This is a genomic window from Paraburkholderia aspalathi, from assembly GCF_900116445.1.
GTDB classification, from domain to species: domain Bacteria; phylum Pseudomonadota; class Gammaproteobacteria; order Burkholderiales; family Burkholderiaceae; genus Paraburkholderia; species Paraburkholderia aspalathi.
Genome location: NZ_FPBH01000034.1, coordinates 1 through 15,206, shown reverse-complemented (window position 1 = coordinate 15,206; position 15,206 = coordinate 1). Strand labels below are relative to the sequence as shown.

The window sequence follows — 15,206 nt, the reverse complement described above, 5'->3', positions numbered from 1 at the left end:
CTTAACCGGGCATTTACCGCGCGATTCCCAGCCGCGTTTTCGCGTCGTCATATTCCTTCGTCAGACGCTGAACCAGCTCACCAACGCTCGGCACGTCGTCCATCAGGCCGACGCCCTGGCCTGCACCCCAGATGTCTTTCCACGCCTTCGCCTTGTCGCTGCCGAAGTTCATCGCGGTCTTGTCCGATTCTGGCAACGCATCCGGATCCAGCCCCGCGTTCAGGATACTTTCGCGGATGTAGTTGCCGTGCACGCCGGTGAACAGGTTCGTGTAGATGATGTCCGAGGCCGTGGAATTGACGATCGCCTGCTTATAGCTGTCGACCGCATGTGCTTCTTTGGTCGCGATGAAACGCGTGCCCATGTAGGCGAGATCCGCGCCCATGGCCTGCGCGGCGAGGATCGAGCCGCCGTTGGCGATCGAACCGGACAGCACGATCGGGCCGTCGAACATGCGCCGCACTTCGCCGACCAGCGCGAACGGCGAGGTCGTGCCCGCATGGCCGCCGGCGCCCGACGCCACCAGGATCAGCCCGTCGACGCCCGCTTCCAGGGCCTTCTGCGCATGCCGCAGGTTGATCACGTCGTGCAGCACGATGCCGCCGTAGCTATGCACCGCGTCGACGATCTCGCGCGCCGGTGCGCGCAGGCTGGTGATGAAAATCGGCACCTTGTGTTCGACGCACACACGCACGTCGTGCTCGAGCCGCGTATTCGACTGATGGACGATCTGGTTGACGGCGATCGGCCCGATGATCGCATCGGGATTGGCCGCCTTGTGCTCGGCGAGCTGCGCCTGAATCTGCGTGAGCCATTCGTCGAGCAGTTCGGCCGGGCGAGCGTTCAGCGCGGGGAACGAGCCGACGATGCCAGCCTTACATTGAGCCAACACGAGTTCGGGATAGCTGACGATGAACATCGGCGAAGCGACGACGGGCAGCGCGAGTTTTTGCAGGACGGCGGGCAATGCCATGGTGCGAGTCTCCTGATAAGCGGGCCGGTGCGGTGTAGGGCTCCCGGCGATAATGAGTTTAGCGGCACATGACCTGTGGTGCGTCGAGACTGGCCAGCAGCCGTGCTGCCGCCACGACCCCGCTCCGCATTTGCCATGCGTTTGTCATGACCGCTCAAAAATTTAAGAACGATCGTTCGATTATAGGCGAAGCAGCCGCATCGTGTCCGTTTAGAACAGTTGGAAGGAGTGTTCAGGTTCTATGCCTGCGTGGGCTATCCCACCCCGCATCGACACATTGCGCTTCTACAATGGTTTGACTCCCAAACGACAAGAGACCCGCTATGGCCTTCGAGGATTTCACGCCCTTTCGTGTCGCCGTGGGCGACGTCGATATTTTCGGAGTGAAGGGCGGGTCAGGGCCGCCCCTGCTGTTGTTGCACGGTCACCCGCAGTCGCATCTGATCTGGCAGCGGTGCGCGGCGCAACTGGCGGAGCACTTCACCGTCATCGCCACCGACCTGCGCGGCTACGGCGCCTCGGGCAAACCGCCCAGCGACGCCGACCACAGGCCGTATTCCAAACGCGCGATGGCGGCCGACCAGGTTGCCGTGATGCGCCACTTCGGCTTCGAACGATTCCTCGTGTGCGCTCATGATCGCGGCGCCCGCGTCGCGCACCGGATGGCGCTCGATCATCCCGACGCCGTCGAGCGTTTGATGCTGCTCGACATCGCGCCGACGCTCGCGATGTACGAAGCCACCGACCGCGCCTTCGCGACCCATTACTTCCACTGGTTCTTCCTGATCCAGCCGGAGCCGCTGCCGGAAACGCTAATCGGTGCGAACCCGGCCGCCTACGTCGATGCGGTGATGGGCAGCCGTCACGCGGGCCTCGCGCCGTTCGCGCCCGAAGCGCTTGACGCGTATCGCAGCGCGCTGGCGCAACCCGGCGCTGTGCATGCGATGTGCGAGGACTACCGGGCGTCGGCGAGCATCGATCTTGAACACGACCGTGCCGACATCGAGCGCGGCCACAAGATCGGCTGTCCATTGCGTGTGTTGTGGGGCGAGCAGGGGGTGATCGAGAAGTGCTTCGACGCGCTCGCGGAATGGCGTCACGTCGCGCGGGACGTGAGCGGGCGCTCATTGCCATGCGGGCATTACATTCCTGAAGAGGCGTCGGACGAACTGGTCACGGAAATGCTGTCGTTCTTCGAGGCGGTCGAGCAGTAAGTGGCTTCCTTCAGCTCGCGGCGTTGCCGCGCGTCTCGCTCAGCCTAGCGGCGGCAAGCGGCGCGCGACCGGCGTCGACTTGACGATGGCGGTGCTGGTCTCCGCGCGCTCGGTCACCTTCGAGAGAATCTCGTCGAGCTGCTCGATCGAATGCAGGTAGAGGCGGCAGATGAAGCAGTCGTCGCCGGTCACCTTGTCGCATTCGACAAACTCCGGAATTCGCCGGATCACGTCTTCCACCAGATGCAGCTGCCCGGGCAGGGGCTTCACGCGCACGATTGCCTGCAGCGTGAAGCCGAGCGCGCGCGGATCGATCTGCACGGTGAAGCGCTCGATCACGCCTTGCGCTTCGAGCCTGCGGACGCGCTCGGCCGTACTTGGCGCCGAGAGGCCAACCCGGCGCGCCAGTTCGCTGACCGGCTGGCGGGCGTCCGCCGCCAGCGCGGCGAGTAGCGCGCGGTCGGTTTCATCGAGTGTCGCGGGTGTGGCAGGAGCAAGGCGTTTCGTCATGACGGCCTTCGATTATTAGGTTTCTTCGCGGGAAGACTTAAGTTTAGCCCTGTATTCGGGCGATCGGATTAATTACACTGCTTCTCATGCAGGAATCAATTCGAGGATCGAATCATGGCGTCAAATGAGATTCGCCGCGGCGCGGCGGAAATGACCATGGCCATGCTGATGTCCGGCACCATCGGCTGGCTGGTGGTGTCGTCGCAGCAGAGTCCGTTCAACGTGGTGTTCTTTCGCTGTATTTTTGGTGGCGCGACGCTGGCGCTCGTGTGCGCCGTGCTCGGCCTGTTCAGGCGCAAGCTCTTTTCCTGGAAGATGCTCGGCCTCGCGCTGCTGGGCGGCGCGGCGATCGTCATTAACTGGGTGCTGCTGTTCGCGGCCTATTCACGCGCGTCGATCTCGATGGCGACCGCCGTCTACAACACGCAGCCGTTTATGCTGGTCGCGCTTGGCGCACTGGTGTTTCGCGAGCGCATCAGCGCGTCGACGGTGGCCTGGCTGGTGGTCGCGTTCATCGGCCTCGTGTTCGTGGTGAAGGTCGAGCCGGCGGTGTTGGCGGTGCCGGGCCAGTATCTGGTCGGAGTCGCCTATGCCGTGGGCGCAGCGGCAATGTACGCGGTCTCGTCGATTATCACGAAGCGCCTGAAGGGTACGCCGCCGCATCTGATTGCGCTGATCCAGGTGTCGCTCGGCGTCGTGATGCTGGCGCCGTTCGTGCGCTTCGATGCGTTGCCGACCAACGGCGTGCAGTGGCTCGAACTGATCGTGCTCGGTATCGTCAATACGGGGCTCATGTACGTGCTGCTCTACGGCGCGATCCAGAAGCTGCCGACTTCGATGACCGGCGCGTTGTCGTTCATCTATCCGGTGGTGGCGATCATCGTCGACCGGGTTGCGTTCGGGCAGACACTCGCGTGGATTCAGGTGCTCGGTGCGGTGCTGATCCTGCTCGCGGCCGCCGGTGTGAATCTCGGCTGGCGGATCGTGCCGCAGAAACGCCTGTCTTCGACCTGATGGAATGGCTGAGATGCCGATGGATCAGCCGGCAATAGTACGGATTCCGGAGCAATCGGCGCGTTCAATTGTTCATATGGACGGACCAATGACGCCCAACGCGCGCGGCTACGAAGCTTCGTAATGCTGTCTGTATGCGGGTTTAAAAGGCAGTGTCAAGCTTCTGTAGGGAAATCACTGATGCGGTCAAAAAACCGGCACGCGTATCATTCATATCGACGCTGATCACGTCCGACAGAATTTCCGCCGCTCGCCTTGATGGTCGAGCGGCTTTCTTTTTGGCGCGACGGTTTTGGTGTTGTGCTTGCCGCGCGGCCGCCGGCCCCCTGTGCGTCAAGCCTGGCGGGCGATGATGCGCTCGCCATCGATCTCCAATGGCCCGTTTTTGGCCGCCAACTCCTCGACGATCGTGTGCACCAATGTGGACCATTCACCACGCGGCTTGAGCATGGTCGCGGCGGCGCGCATTGCCACGGCATCGTCGAGCATCCGCAGCAAGGTGTCGAAGCTCATCGCACGGACTTCGAGGAGCTTGAACACAATCAACACCTTCAACGCATTCTTCGCATTACGTGCCGGATCGGCCCGTAGCCACGCAACGCGTGAAAATGCCCGTTCCAGCGCCTGCTCGACATTCGTGAAGGGTCCACCATGGCCAGGAATCACGAGCCGCACGTCGAGCTTCGCAATGGCCTCGAGCACCGCCTGTTCTTCGGCGAAACCGCTTTCACCTTCCAGTTCGGGAAAGATCACGCCAAAGCCGTTTTCCCACAGCGCGTCCGCGCTGATCAGGATGCGTTCGTCCGGGCAGTACAGCATCAACGAGTGCGGATCGTGGCCGGGCGCGCCAAGCACTTGCCAGTCGAGCGCACCGAGCCGCAGTTGCGCGCCTGGCGCGATCGTCTCCGTGAAGGTGAAGCGCTCGCAGGTCTGGCCGGTGGCGCGAAACGTCAGACGGGTTTCGTCCCAATCGCGCACCGCGTCGGCTTCGGATGCGGGAATCGCGGTACGGCACGGCCACGTCGACTGCAACAGCGCGTTGCCGCCGCAGTGATCCGAATGCAGATGCGTGTTGACGATCAGATCGAGCGGTCGCGCGCCGAGCGCTTGCCGCACGAGCGCGACGGTTTGCGGCGCGTGCGTCGCGTAGCCGGTATCGACAAGAGCGGCACATGTGTCGTCGATCAGCAGCACATTGTTCGACGAAAGCCAGCCGCGTTCGAACACTCGGACCGATGCCGGTAGGTTGATCATGGTGCGCCTGTGTCCGGGTTTGTGCTTGCGTCAGCATTCGCCGATGCTTCGGGTTTCGGCATCACCAGGATTGTCGACGTGCCGATCAACATGGTGTCGCCGCGCTGATTCACCACGCTTCCTTCGAGATGCGTCAGATCGCCGTTCAGACTCGGCTTCCAGTACGCGTCGCGCACGCGCCACGTGATCGTCAACGTATCGTTCGCGTGCACGGCTTTCTTCAGCTTGATATCGAACTCGAGGCCGAGCGGCTGCGCGTACGTCGAAAAATAGGTCGCCAGTAGCGCCATGAAATGTGCGGTGGGTTGCGTGCCGGACGCGATCAAACCGCCGAAGCGGCTTTGCGCGGCGTAGGCGTCGTCGTGATGCAGCGGGTTGAAGTCGTTGACGAGCGTGGCGAACGACTTCACCGAGTCCGCCGACAGTTCGAGCGTCGAGCTGAACGTCTCGCCGATCTTCACGATACGCGGCGCGGCGTTCACCGCTGCACCTTCGCTTGCCTGGCCATGAACTCCGCGTGGCGTTCCTCGATCGCGTCCCAGACGGCGCGCTTCGCGTCGTCGTCGAACGACGACCAGCTGGCGATCTCGTCGATCGTGCGCAAGCAGCCTTCGCACCAGCCGGTCGAAGCGTCCATCCTGCACACGCTGATGCACGGTGACGGCACGGCAGCCTCGTCGTCTTCGTTATCGATGCCCGCTGTCATTGCTTCACACTGTCTCGCGCAGCGCCACGTCGAGCGCCGGCGCGCCCGTCAACGCAATCAGTTCCTGCGCCGTCAGATTGAACACCGCATGCGGATGACCGGCGGCGGCCCACAGGCTGTCGAGTTCCAGGAGGTCGGCATCGATCAGCGTGACAGGCGCCGTGGCGTGGCCGATCGGGCAGACACCGCCGATCGCATAACCGGTTTTCTCGCGGACGAATTTCGCATCCGCGCGGCCGATCTCGCCGACTTGCGCCGCTACCTTCTTTTCGTCGACGCGATTCGCGCCGCTTGCGACCACCAGTACCGGCGCGTCGTCTTCGCGGCGGCGAAACAGGATCGACTTGGCGATCTGCGCAACCGAGCAGCCAAGGCCGGCTGCGGCTTCGGCGGAAGTCTTGCCGGTTTCCGGCAACATCACGATCCGTCCAGCGTGACCGCGTTCGCGCAACAAAAGCGCGACGCGGCGTGCGGAGTCAGGCAATGCGGCGAGATCGTCGGCGTCGAGGGAAGCGTGATCCGTCATCGTTTCAGGTCCTGAATGATTTGGCTAAGTGTGTGGCCTGCGTCAAACGCAGTTGGCCTGCTCGCTGCGAGCCTTGGCAAGCAAGGCTTTACCGGCGCGCGAGACATTGGGCCGGCCGATCGACGTCGAAATGAAATCGCCGATCGCGACGACTTGCGCGAGGTCGACGCCGGTTTCGATGCCGAGGCCGTTCATCAGATACAGCACGTCTTCGGTCGCGACGTTGCCGGTTGCGCCCTTCGCATACGGGCAGCCGCCGAGCCCCGCTACTGACGCGTGATAGATCTCGATACCTTCCTGCAAGGCCGCGTAGATGTTCGCGAGCGCCTGACCGTAGGTGTCATGGAAGTGCCCCGACAGACGTTCGCGCGGAAACACCTTGGTCACTGCCTCGAACACTTCGCGCGTGCGCTTCGGCGTGCCGACGCCGATGGTGTCCGCGATATCGATCTCGTCGCAACCGAGCGCCGCGAAACGTTCGACCACATCGACCACCGACGCCACCGGCACTTCGCCTTGATACGGACAGCCGAGCGCACACGACACGCTGCCGCGAATCCGCAGACCATGTTCCTTCGCCGCCTGCGCGACGGGCGCGAATCGATCGATGCTTTCCGCGATGCTGCAATTGATGTTCTTCTGCGAGAACGCTTCGCTGGCGGCGCCGAAAATCACGATCTCGTCCGCCCGTGCGGCGAGTGCGCCTTCGAAACCGCGCAGATTCGGCGTCAGCACGGAGTAGATCGTGCCGGCGCGGCGCTCGATGCCGGCCATCACCTCGGCGCCGTCGGCCATCTGCGGCACCCATTTCGGCGAGACGAACGAGGCGGATTCGACGTTGCGAAAGCCGGCTGCCGACAAGCGATTGATCAACTCGATCTTGATCGCGGTGGGGACGAATTCTTTCTCGTTCTGCAGTCCGTCACGCGGGCCGACTTCGACGATTTTGACGCGTTGGGGCAAGGCCATGATGTGTCTCCCATGCAATGAGCCCGCGCGTGGCGGCGCTCCTTCAGATGAATTCGGTGGTGTGCAAACCCCGTGCTCAGTATCCACGCTCTATATCAACCACGCCGCTCACCGTTTCGCCACGCATCAGCGCCGTCATTTTCCGCGCGACTTGCGCGACGCTCTCTTCGCGCAAGGTCAGCGCGGAAATATGCGGCGTAATCGTGATGCGTGGCTCCTGCCAGAACGGATGATCGGGCGGCAACGGTTCTTCGCGGAACACGTCCAGCGTCGCGGCGGCGACCTGGCCGCTTGCCAGCGCTTCGAGCAGATCCTGTTCGACCAGATGCCCGCCGCGTGCGACGTTGATCAGATAGGCACCCTTGGCGAGCTTCGAGAAGGTGCGCGTGTTCAGCACGTCGCCCGTATCCGGCGTATGCGGCAGCAAATTGACCAGCACTTTCACGCCGTCGAGAAACGCGTCGAACTGTGCTTCGCCGGCGAAGGTCGTGATGCCGTCGATTTGCCGCGCACTGCGGCTATACCCGCGCACCGGCATGCCGAACGCCGCGACTGCTTGCGCGACATGCGTACCGAGGACGCCGAGGCCGAGCACGCCAACCGTGAAGGTCTCGCGCGGATGCGGATCGAGCACTTCCCAGCGGCGTTCGTTTTGCAGCGTCTGGTATTCGTCGAAACGGCGCAGGTAGCGCAGCACCGCATGCGTCACATACTCGGCCATCTGCAGGGCCATGCCGGTGTCTTCGAGCCGGATCAACTGGGCGCTGCGCGGCAACGTGCCGGGCTGTTCGTGTTCGAGCCCGAGGATCGCGTCGACGCCCGCGCCGAGATTGAAGATTGCGCGCAGACCGTCGCGGCCGGCCAGCATTTCACGCGGCGGGCGCCACACGACCGCGAAATCGGCTGGGTCGGTGTCGCCCGGCTGCCATTCGCGCAGATCGGCTTCCGGCAGCGCATGGGCGAAGTCGTGAAGCCACGCGGCGGCGTCGGAATGCGGCATGTAGAAGAGGATTTTCATACGGTCCGGAAGGCGCGTGCGTTGTCGAGTCGGATGACGGGAGAGGCCCGGTAGAACGGCTGCAACGCCCGCGGCACTTCACACGACGCTTGCGGCATGGGCCTCCTCCTTTTACGGATAGGCTTCATTCTACTTTTTCGCCGCGAATCGCGCGCGTTTGCGCACGGGCGTGCGATTTGCCGCTACTACATGGCCGCGCGTTTGCCCCATAAACAAAGCACAAAAACTTGGTTCGCCCTTGCGACGCCCGGCGGGACAATCATTTCCCGGATTCCGGCAGCGAGGGACAGACATGCTTTCATGCACCAAATCGACATGGCCGCCGCGGCTCGTCACCGTTCCCGGCCTCCACGGCAGCGAGGGCGCGCACTGGCAAACATGGCTCGAACGGCAATTCGCGCGTTCGCTGCGCGTCGAACAGGCCGACTGGGACGCCCCGGACGTCGCCGTCTGGGCGAAGTCGCTGCGCGATCTGCTCGCGCGCGAACGCGGGCCGTTCGTGCTGGCTGCCCACAGCTTCGGTTGCCTCGCGACTGCGCACGCGTTGCAGCAGGCGTCATATGCGAACGATGTGGTCGGTGTGCTGTTTGTCGCGCCTGCAAGCCCGGAGAAATTCGCCTTCGCCGGACCGTTCGACGCGCGGCGTCTCGGCGTGCCGTCGATTCTGATCGGCAGTGAAACTGACCCGTGGATGCCGCTCGCCGGTTCGCGCGATCTCGCGCAGCGTTTCGGCAGCGCGTTCGTCAATCTCGGCGACGCGGGACATATCAATACGGCGGCGGGATTCGGCCCGTGGCCACGTGCCAAGTATTTCGTCGATACGCTGGTGCATTGCGCGGCGCCGCTGCGGTTTCGTGAAGAGACGTTCGAGGTCGCGCAGCACGCGTATGTCTGAGTGAGGGAGGACTTGAACACGTAGTTGAGCGCGCAGTTGAGCCCGCAGATGAGCGCGAGTGAACCAGTAAGCGATCCGTTAGAATCCCGCTTCACGCTGCACGTTTGTGCGGCCACCGGTTTTCATCATCGATAGGCGGGGACAAGATGGCAGGCAAGACGGGGACATCGCGCTGGCTGGCAGCCGGCATGACGGCAATGACGCTCGCGCTCGGCGGCATCTCGACGGCGCACGCGGACACGTCGCTGCTCAACGTGTCGTACGACGTGACGCGCGAGCTGTACAAGGACATCAACGCCGGCTTCATCACGGCATACAAAGAGAAGAGCGGCGAGACCGTGTCGATTCGCCAGTCGCATGGCGCATCGAGCGCGCAGGCGTTGTCGGTGCTGCAAGGACTGCAGGCTGACGTCGTGACGATGAACCAGCCGAACGACATCGACCTGCTCGCCGAAAAGGGCCAACTGGTGCCCGCCAACTGGCGTGCGCGCCTGCCGGACGACAGCGCCCCGTACACCACGACGATGGTGTTCCTCGTGCGCAAGGGCAATCCGAAGCACATCAAGGACTGGGACGACCTCGCCAAACCCGGTGTGCAAGTGGTAATCGCGAATCCGAAGACTTCGGGTAACGGCCGCTACGCGTATCTAGCCGCATGGGGTTATCGCAAGCAGCACGGCGGCACCGATGCGCAGGCGATCGACTTCGAAAAGGCCATCTTCAAGAACGTGCCGATTCTCGACACAGGCGGCCGCGGTGCGACGACGACTTTCACGCAACGCGGTATCGGCGACGTGCTGGTGACATTCGAAAACGAAGTGTCGTTGATCGACACGGGCGTGGGCGCAGGCAATTTCGAAGCGGTGTATCCGTCGGTGAGCCTGCTGGCTGCGCCGCCGGTGTCGATCGTCGACAAGGTGGTCGACAAGCGTGGCACGCGCAAGGAAGCGCAGGCGTATCTCGACTATCTGTGGTCGCCGGCTGCGCAGGAAATCATTGCGCAACACCACTTGCGTCCGCGTGACAAGAACGTGCTCGCGAAGCATGCGGGCGAGTTCAAGCCGATCAAGACCTTCACCGTCGAAGAGATGTTCGGTAGCTGGCAGAAAGCACAGCAAACGCATTTCTCCGACGGCGGGACGTTCGATCAGATCATCGTCGACAAGAAGTAAATCTTTGCCTGAAAGTCAAAAGGCCACCTCGGAAACGAGGTGGCCTTTTTTCATTGCGTGCGATTTATCGCGCGCGCTTGGTACGCGTAGTTCTTTAGTTCGGCGCAGTGTGCGCGTTTTGCTCATGTGCGCAGCCATGCTCACAGCCGCTCTGATCCAACGGCATCTGCTGCGCTGCTTCTGCGCGAATGCCAAGGCGTTCGAGCAGCTTGCGGTCCGCTTCGGCTTGCGGGTTGCTGGTGGTCAGCAACTGGTCGCCGTAGAAAATCGAGTTCGCACCGGCGAGGAAGCACAGCGCCTGCAACGCTTCGTCCATCTGCTCGCGGCCTGCCGACAGACGCACCATCGCGCGCGGCATCGTGATACGCGCAACTGCGATCGTGCGGACGAACTCGAACGGATCGATCGCTTCGGTGCCGGTCAGCGGCGTGCCTTCCACTTGCACCAGGTTGTTGATAGGCACCGATTCCGGATACGGCTCCATGTTCGCCAATTGCGCGATCAGGCCGGCGCGCTCGCGGCGCGATTCGCCCAAACCGACAATCCCGCCGCAGCATACGTTGATGCCTGCATCACGTACGCGTTCCAGCGTATCGAGACGGTCCTGATACGTGCGCGTCGAAATGATCTGGCCGTAAAACTCCGGCGACGTGTCGAGGTTGTGGTTGTAGTAATCGAGGCCGGCTTCGCGCAGACCTTGCGCCTGATGCGTTTCCAGCATGCCGAGCGTCACGCAGGTTTCGAGGCCCATCGCCTTCACGCCGCGAATCATGTCCTTGATCGGCTCGAGGTGACGGTCCTTCGGATTGCGCCACGCCGCGCCCATGCAGAAGCGCGTCGCGCCGTTTTCCTTGGCGACCTTGGCGGCGGCCAATACTTCATCGACCGGCATCAGCTTGTCGGCTTGCAGGCCCGTGTCGTGATGCACCGACTGCGGACAGTACGCGCAATCTTCTTCGCAACCGCCGGTCTTGATCGACAGCAGCGTCGACAGTTGCACGGTGTTGGCGTCGAAGTGTTCGCGATGGGTTTGTTGCGCGCGGAACATCAGGTCGTTGAACGGCAGTTCGTACAGCGCGACGATGTCGGCGACGCGCCACTTGGCCATCGGCTTGGTGCCTGCTGCAGCGTTGTTATGGGCGGCGGCCGTGTCGGCTGGCGTCGGAGCGATGTTCAGTTGCGTCATGTCGTCAATCCTCATGGATGGATGTAATGGGTTTTCAGCGCTGCGCGTGGCGCAGCGTCTGCAGGAGTCGGTTGATGTCGAGTTGATCCGCCGCAAGCTCGGGCGAAGCCGGGCTCAAATGCGGCACGATGCCGAGCAAGGGGGCGTCGTATTCACGCGCAAGATGCTCGCGAATCGAAGCGATGTTTTCGTCTGGGAACGTCATGTCCGGATCGACACGGTTCGCCACCCAGCCGGCGAGCGTCAAGCCACGCGCGGCGATCGCTTCGGCGGTGAGCAGTGCATGGCTGATGCAGCCGAGGCGCATGCCGACCACCAGCACGACCGGCAGCTTCAGCGCGACGGCGAGGTCGGCGGTATCTTGCGTTGCAGTCAGCGGCACGCGAAAACCGCCCACGCCTTCCACCACGACGATCTCGGCTTGCTTCAAAGCCTGCGCATGGCAATCGACGATGTGGTCGATATCGAACGTGACGTTTTCCAGCGCGGCGGCGATGTGTGGCGCGGCCGGTTCCTTCAGCAGATACGGCGTGCGAATCTCCGGCGGCAGCAGAACGCTCGACGCGGCGTCGAGTTGATCGGCGTCTTCGTTGTGCAGCACGCCGTTCACTTCGAACGCGCCCGCGGCGATCGGCTTCATCGCGGCGGCTTGCAGGCCTTCACGGACGAAACCGCGCAGCAACGCAGCGGAGACGAAGGTCTTGCCGATTTCCGTATCTGTACCGGTGACGAATAGAGACAGGGCGCTTTGACTCGAGCTACTCATGCCGCCTTCGCCCCGAGTTGTTGCAAGCCTGCTTCGAGCCGATCCAGATCCGCTTGCGAATGCGCGGCGGAAAGCGAAATACGCAGCCGCGACGTACCCGCGGGCACGGTCGGCGGACGGATCGCCGGCACCCAGAGACCTGCACGATCGAGCGTGGCCGCGATGTCGAGCGTGGCATCGTTCGCGCCGATGATCAGCGGCTGCACGGCAGTGTGCGAATCGACCGGCAGCCACGGCGTCGCTTTGAGCATCGCGCGCGTGCGTTCGATCAGTTTCTTGAGATGCGCACGGCGCGCATCGCCTTCCTCGCCACCGATGATGCGCAGACTCGCCGACACCGCATGTGCCGCAGCGGGTACCGACGCGGTCGTGAAGATGTACGGACGCGCGCGCTGCACGAGCCACTCAATCACAGTTCCGTGAGCGACGACGAATGCGCCCGACACACCCGCGGCCTTGCCGAGCGTGCCAATCGAAATCAGATTCGGCGAGCGCAGCGCGGCTTCTGCAATCGCGCCACGGCCTTGCGGGCCGAGCACGCCGAAACCGTGCGCGTCGTCGACGATCAGCCATGCGCCGTGCTGCTCAGCAAGTTCAAGCAGACGCGCCAGGGGCGCGATGTCGCCGTCCATGCTGAAGACCGTATCGGAGACGATCACTTTGACGTCGGCATCCGAGGCAGCGAGCATCGCGCTCAACGCTTCCGTATCGCAGTGCGGATAGATCTGCACGTCAGCGCGAGACAAGCGCGCGCCGTCGATCAGCGACGCGTGATTCAACGCGTCGGAGAAGAGCGTCGTGCCGCGGCCCGCGAGCGCGGTGAGCGTCGCGAGATTCGCCATGTAGCCGGTGCTGAAGTAGAGCGCGCGCGCATTGTCGACGAAGCCGCCGACGAATTCGGCCAGATCGTCTTCGAGTTGCGCGTGTGCGCGCGAGTGGCCGCCGAGCAGATGGGAACCGCCGCTGCCGGCGCCGTAGCGTTCCGCGCCTTCAGCAATAGCGGCGATCAGTTTCGGATGCGCGGCGAGGCCGAGATAGTCGTTGCTGGCGAAGCCGATGATCGCGCGGCCGTCGACCGTCATGTGTGCGGCGCACGGCGTGTCGGCGGTACGACGACGGCGGCGCAGACCGCGCTCGTCGATCTCCTGGAGACCTTCGGTGAGTGTGTCGAGCAGATGCATTAGCGGGTCTCCGCGAGCGTGGCTTCAAAAGTTTCGCGTGTGCGCGAGGCGAGCAGCGCGATTTCTTCGTCGTCGAGGATGTAGGGGGGCATCAGATACACCGTGGTCGAAATAGGGCGGAGCAGCAGTTCGCGCTGCAACGCGTTTTCGAAGAAACGGCGTGAGAATGTTTTGGCTTGCTGAGCGTCATCGATCACGGCATCGAACGCGAAGATCGTGCCGCACTGACGCAGATTGCGCACGTGCTTATGTTCGGCGAGCGGCGCGAGCGCGGCCTTCAGCCTGGCGGATTTCTGTACGTTTGCGGCGAGCACGTTGTCGCTCGCGAACAGATCGAGCGTGGCGAGCGCCGCGCGGCAGGCGAGCGGATTGCCCGTGTACGAATGCGAGTGCAGAAAACCGCGCGCGGTATCGTCGTGATAGAAGGCGTCGAAGATTTCATCGCGCGACAACACGATCGAGAGCGGCAGATAGCCGCCGCTGATCCCTTTCGACAGACACAGGAAGTCCGGCCAGATGCCGGCCTGTTCGCACGCGAAGAACGTACCGGTGCGACCGCAACCCACAGCGATTTCATCGGCGATCAGATGCACGCCGTACTGATCGCACAGCGCGCGCAAACCGGCGATATACGAGGCGTCGTGCATTGCCATGCCGGCCGCGCATTGCACGAGCGGCTCGACGATCAGCGCCGAGATTTTCGTCGCGCGTGCTTCGAACAACGAGCGAACCTGATCGAGCGCGCGGCGCGCGACGTCGGCGGCGGTTTCGCCTGCTTGTGCGAGGCGTGCATCGGGCGAGGCGACGACATGCGCGTTGCGGATGAGCGGATCGTAGGCGTCTTTGAAGAGCGCGACATCGGTGACGCCGAGCGCGCCGATGGTTTCGCCGTGATAGCTATTGGCGATGCAGACGAATTCCTGCTTGTCCGCGAAGCCGCGATTGCGCCACGAGTGGAAGCTCATCTTCAGCGCGATTTCAACGGCCGATGCGCCGTCTGATGCGAAGAACGCGTGACCGAGCGTGTTGTTGGTGAGCGCGCCGAGGCGCTCCGCGAGTTCGATGGCTGGCTCGTGCGTGCAGCCGGCGAGCATTGCGTGTTCGAGGGTATCGAGCTGATCTTTCAATGCCGCGTTGATGCGCGGGTTGGCGTGGCCGAACAGGTTGACCCACCAGGAGCTGATCGCGTCCAGATAACGGTTGTTTGCGCGGTCGTAGAGCCACGCGCCTTGCCCACGCGCGACCGGGATGAGCGGCAGACGTTCGTGGTGTTTCATCTGGGTGCAGGGGTGCCAGACGGCACGCAGGCTGCGGGTGATCCAGTCTTCAGGGGATGCTGACTTTTCCAAAAGGTACTCCGAGGTGCTTTTTTTGCCGTTGCACGGCTGGCTTTTTTAGGGCCATTTCAGTCGCGGCGCGGTTGTTTCTTGCGCTGCGTGCGGCCTTTGGGGAGGCTTGCGGGGTCGAGATTAGCGGTTTATTTCTCGCTGTGCACTAGGGGGTGAGGGGTGGTTTTTGCCTTCGGCGATGGGGTTGGGTGCTGTTCGCGGCAGGTGGTTTCTGTTTTGGTTTGAAGGCCGCTGATGGGGGGAGTTGACGACGTCAAAGTAGTTGCGCTTTATGGGCGGGGATTTGGGGTTTGGTGCCTGCTCGGCGGATTTTTGGCGAGGGTTTTGGTCTGCTTGGCGCTTGTTGGCCGTGTTATTAGGGCTTTGGCCTTTCCTTGAATTGTTAGTGGTCTATTAGCGTTGCCCCTGTGCGGGGCGGCACTTACTTTCTTTGCCGCCGCAAAGAAAGCGGCTAGAAGCCCCTGCTAAGTGGG

Annotated in this window: 16 protein-coding genes; 4 read left to right on the top strand and 12 right to left on the bottom strand. The window is 63.0% G+C overall.

Annotation, left to right across the window (positions count from 1 at the left end):
* Positions 1 to 13 precede the first annotated feature (13 nt).
* Positions 14 to 973 (bottom strand): NAD(P)H-dependent flavin oxidoreductase, encoded by a 960-nt coding sequence (locus tag BM438_RS36440; protein ID WP_093644771.1) that lies wholly within the window; start codon positions 971 to 973, stop codon positions 14 to 16.
* 323 nt (positions 974 to 1,296) lie between these two features.
* Between BM438_RS36440 and BM438_RS36435 the strand changes: the two genes are divergently transcribed.
* Positions 1,297 to 2,187, top strand: coding sequence for an alpha/beta fold hydrolase (locus BM438_RS36435; RefSeq protein ID WP_093644769.1), 891 nt, complete (start codon positions 1,297 to 1,299; stop codon positions 2,185 to 2,187).
* Positions 2,188 to 2,226: 39 nt separating this feature from the next.
* Here the strand turns inward: BM438_RS36435 and BM438_RS36430 are convergent, their stop codons facing one another.
* Complete coding sequence (locus tag BM438_RS36430) at positions 2,227 to 2,697, bottom strand: Lrp/AsnC family transcriptional regulator (protein WP_093644768.1); 471 nt, start codon at positions 2,695 to 2,697, stop codon at positions 2,227 to 2,229.
* A 114-nt stretch (positions 2,698 to 2,811) separates the two neighbouring features.
* On the opposite strand from BM438_RS36430, the gene BM438_RS36425 reads away from it, so the two are divergent.
* A complete protein-coding gene (locus BM438_RS36425; RefSeq protein ID WP_093644766.1) occupies positions 2,812 to 3,711 on the top strand; it encodes a DMT family transporter in 900 nt (299 codons plus the stop codon).
* A 333-nt stretch (positions 3,712 to 4,044) separates the two neighbouring features.
* On the opposite strand, the gene BM438_RS36420 is transcribed toward BM438_RS36425, so the two are convergent.
* From BM438_RS36420 to BM438_RS36395, 6 genes are all read right to left on the bottom strand, one after another.
* Positions 4,045 to 4,965 (bottom strand): MBL fold metallo-hydrolase, encoded by a 921-nt coding sequence (locus BM438_RS36420; RefSeq protein ID WP_093644764.1) that lies wholly within the window; start codon positions 4,963 to 4,965, stop codon positions 4,045 to 4,047.
* Positions 4,962 to 5,447, bottom strand: a complete 486-nt coding sequence (locus BM438_RS36415) for a MaoC family dehydratase (protein ID WP_093644762.1) — start codon at positions 5,445 to 5,447, stop codon at positions 4,962 to 4,964. Before BM438_RS36415 ends, BM438_RS36420 begins: the two co-directional genes overlap by 4 nt.
* Positions 5,444 to 5,671, bottom strand: coding sequence for a DUF1289 domain-containing protein (locus tag BM438_RS36410; protein ID WP_054037809.1), 228 nt, complete (start codon positions 5,669 to 5,671; stop codon positions 5,444 to 5,446). The genes BM438_RS36415 and BM438_RS36410 overlap by 4 nt, the downstream gene beginning before the upstream one ends.
* Positions 5,672 to 5,675: 4 nt before the next feature.
* Positions 5,676 to 6,197 (bottom strand): YbaK/EbsC family protein, encoded by a 522-nt coding sequence (locus BM438_RS36405; protein ID WP_093644760.1) that lies wholly within the window; start codon positions 6,195 to 6,197, stop codon positions 5,676 to 5,678.
* A gap of 42 nt (positions 6,198 to 6,239) precedes the next feature.
* Entirely contained in the window at positions 6,240 to 7,166 is a 927-nt protein-coding gene (locus BM438_RS36400; protein WP_093644758.1) for a hydroxymethylglutaryl-CoA lyase, read from the bottom strand.
* 76 nt (positions 7,167 to 7,242) lie between these two features.
* Positions 7,243 to 8,184 (bottom strand): 2-hydroxyacid dehydrogenase, encoded by a 942-nt coding sequence (locus tag BM438_RS36395; RefSeq protein WP_093644756.1) that lies wholly within the window; start codon positions 8,182 to 8,184, stop codon positions 7,243 to 7,245.
* Positions 8,185 to 8,476: 292 nt separating this feature from the next.
* On the opposite strand from BM438_RS36395, the gene BM438_RS36390 reads away from it, so the two are divergent.
* A complete protein-coding gene (locus BM438_RS36390; RefSeq protein ID WP_093644754.1) occupies positions 8,477 to 9,079 on the top strand; it encodes an RBBP9/YdeN family alpha/beta hydrolase in 603 nt (200 codons plus the stop codon).
* A 146-nt stretch (positions 9,080 to 9,225) separates the two neighbouring features.
* On the top strand, positions 9,226 to 10,251 hold the full coding sequence (locus BM438_RS36385; RefSeq protein ID WP_093644752.1) for a sulfate ABC transporter substrate-binding protein: 1,026 nt from the start codon (positions 9,226 to 9,228) through the stop codon (positions 10,249 to 10,251).
* Between the two features lie 94 nt (positions 10,252 to 10,345).
* Here BM438_RS36385 and bioB read toward each other — a convergent pair whose 3' ends face one another.
* Genes bioB through bioA form a run of 4 tightly spaced genes read right to left on the bottom strand, consistent with a single transcriptional unit; the run spans position 10,346 to position 14,733 of the window.
* On the bottom strand, positions 10,346 to 11,437 hold the full coding sequence (gene bioB, locus BM438_RS36380) for a biotin synthase BioB (protein WP_093644750.1): 1,092 nt from the start codon (positions 11,435 to 11,437) through the stop codon (positions 10,346 to 10,348).
* Between the two features lie 34 nt (positions 11,438 to 11,471).
* Positions 11,472 to 12,203 carry a dethiobiotin synthase gene (bioD, locus tag BM438_RS36375; RefSeq protein WP_093644748.1) on the bottom strand — a complete coding sequence of 244 codons (732 nt, stop codon included), beginning with the start codon at positions 12,201 to 12,203 and terminating at the stop codon, positions 11,472 to 11,474.
* Positions 12,200 to 13,384, bottom strand: coding sequence for an 8-amino-7-oxononanoate synthase (bioF, locus tag BM438_RS36370; protein WP_093644746.1), 1,185 nt, complete (start codon positions 13,382 to 13,384; stop codon positions 12,200 to 12,202). Before bioF ends, bioD begins: the two co-directional genes overlap by 4 nt.
* On the bottom strand, positions 13,384 to 14,733 hold the full coding sequence (gene bioA, locus BM438_RS36365; RefSeq protein WP_093644744.1) for an adenosylmethionine--8-amino-7-oxononanoate transaminase: 1,350 nt from the start codon (positions 14,731 to 14,733) through the stop codon (positions 13,384 to 13,386). The genes bioF and bioA overlap by 1 nt, the downstream gene beginning before the upstream one ends.
* Positions 14,734 to 15,206: the final 473 nt, after the last annotated feature.

Excerpts from the sequence above, each read along its gene's own strand:
- bioF (WP_093644746.1), bottom strand. The coding sequence starts at position 13,384 with ATGCATCTGCTCGACACACTCACCGAAGGTCTCCAGGAGATCGACGAG.
- BM438_RS36400 (WP_093644758.1), bottom strand. The coding sequence starts at position 7,166 with ATGGCCTTGCCCCAACGCGTCAAAATCGTCGAAGTCGGCCCGCGTGAC.
- BM438_RS36435 (WP_093644769.1), top strand. The coding sequence starts at position 1,297 with ATGGCCTTCGAGGATTTCACGCCCTTTCGTGTCGCCGTGGGCGACGTC.
- BM438_RS36405 (WP_093644760.1), bottom strand. The coding sequence starts at position 6,197 with ATGACGGATCACGCTTCCCTCGACGCCGACGATCTCGCCGCATTGCCT.
- BM438_RS36385 (WP_093644752.1), top strand. The coding sequence starts at position 9,226 with ATGGCAGGCAAGACGGGGACATCGCGCTGGCTGGCAGCCGGCATGACG.
- BM438_RS36425 (WP_093644766.1), top strand. The coding sequence starts at position 2,812 with ATGGCGTCAAATGAGATTCGCCGCGGCGCGGCGGAAATGACCATGGCC.
- BM438_RS36420 (WP_093644764.1), bottom strand. The coding sequence starts at position 4,965 with ATGATCAACCTACCGGCATCGGTCCGAGTGTTCGAACGCGGCTGGCTT.
- bioD (WP_093644748.1), bottom strand. The coding sequence starts at position 12,203 with ATGAGTAGCTCGAGTCAAAGCGCCCTGTCTCTATTCGTCACCGGTACA.
- BM438_RS36395 (WP_093644756.1), bottom strand. The coding sequence starts at position 8,184 with ATGAAAATCCTCTTCTACATGCCGCATTCCGACGCCGCCGCGTGGCTT.
- BM438_RS36390 (WP_093644754.1), top strand. The coding sequence starts at position 8,477 with ATGCTTTCATGCACCAAATCGACATGGCCGCCGCGGCTCGTCACCGTT.
- BM438_RS36440 (WP_093644771.1), bottom strand. The coding sequence starts at position 973 with ATGGCATTGCCCGCCGTCCTGCAAAAACTCGCGCTGCCCGTCGTCGCT.
- BM438_RS36430 (WP_093644768.1), bottom strand. The coding sequence starts at position 2,697 with ATGACGAAACGCCTTGCTCCTGCCACACCCGCGACACTCGATGAAACC.
- bioB (WP_093644750.1), bottom strand. The coding sequence starts at position 11,437 with ATGACGCAACTGAACATCGCTCCGACGCCAGCCGACACGGCCGCCGCC.
- BM438_RS36410 (WP_054037809.1), bottom strand. The coding sequence starts at position 5,671 with ATGACAGCGGGCATCGATAACGAAGACGACGAGGCTGCCGTGCCGTCA.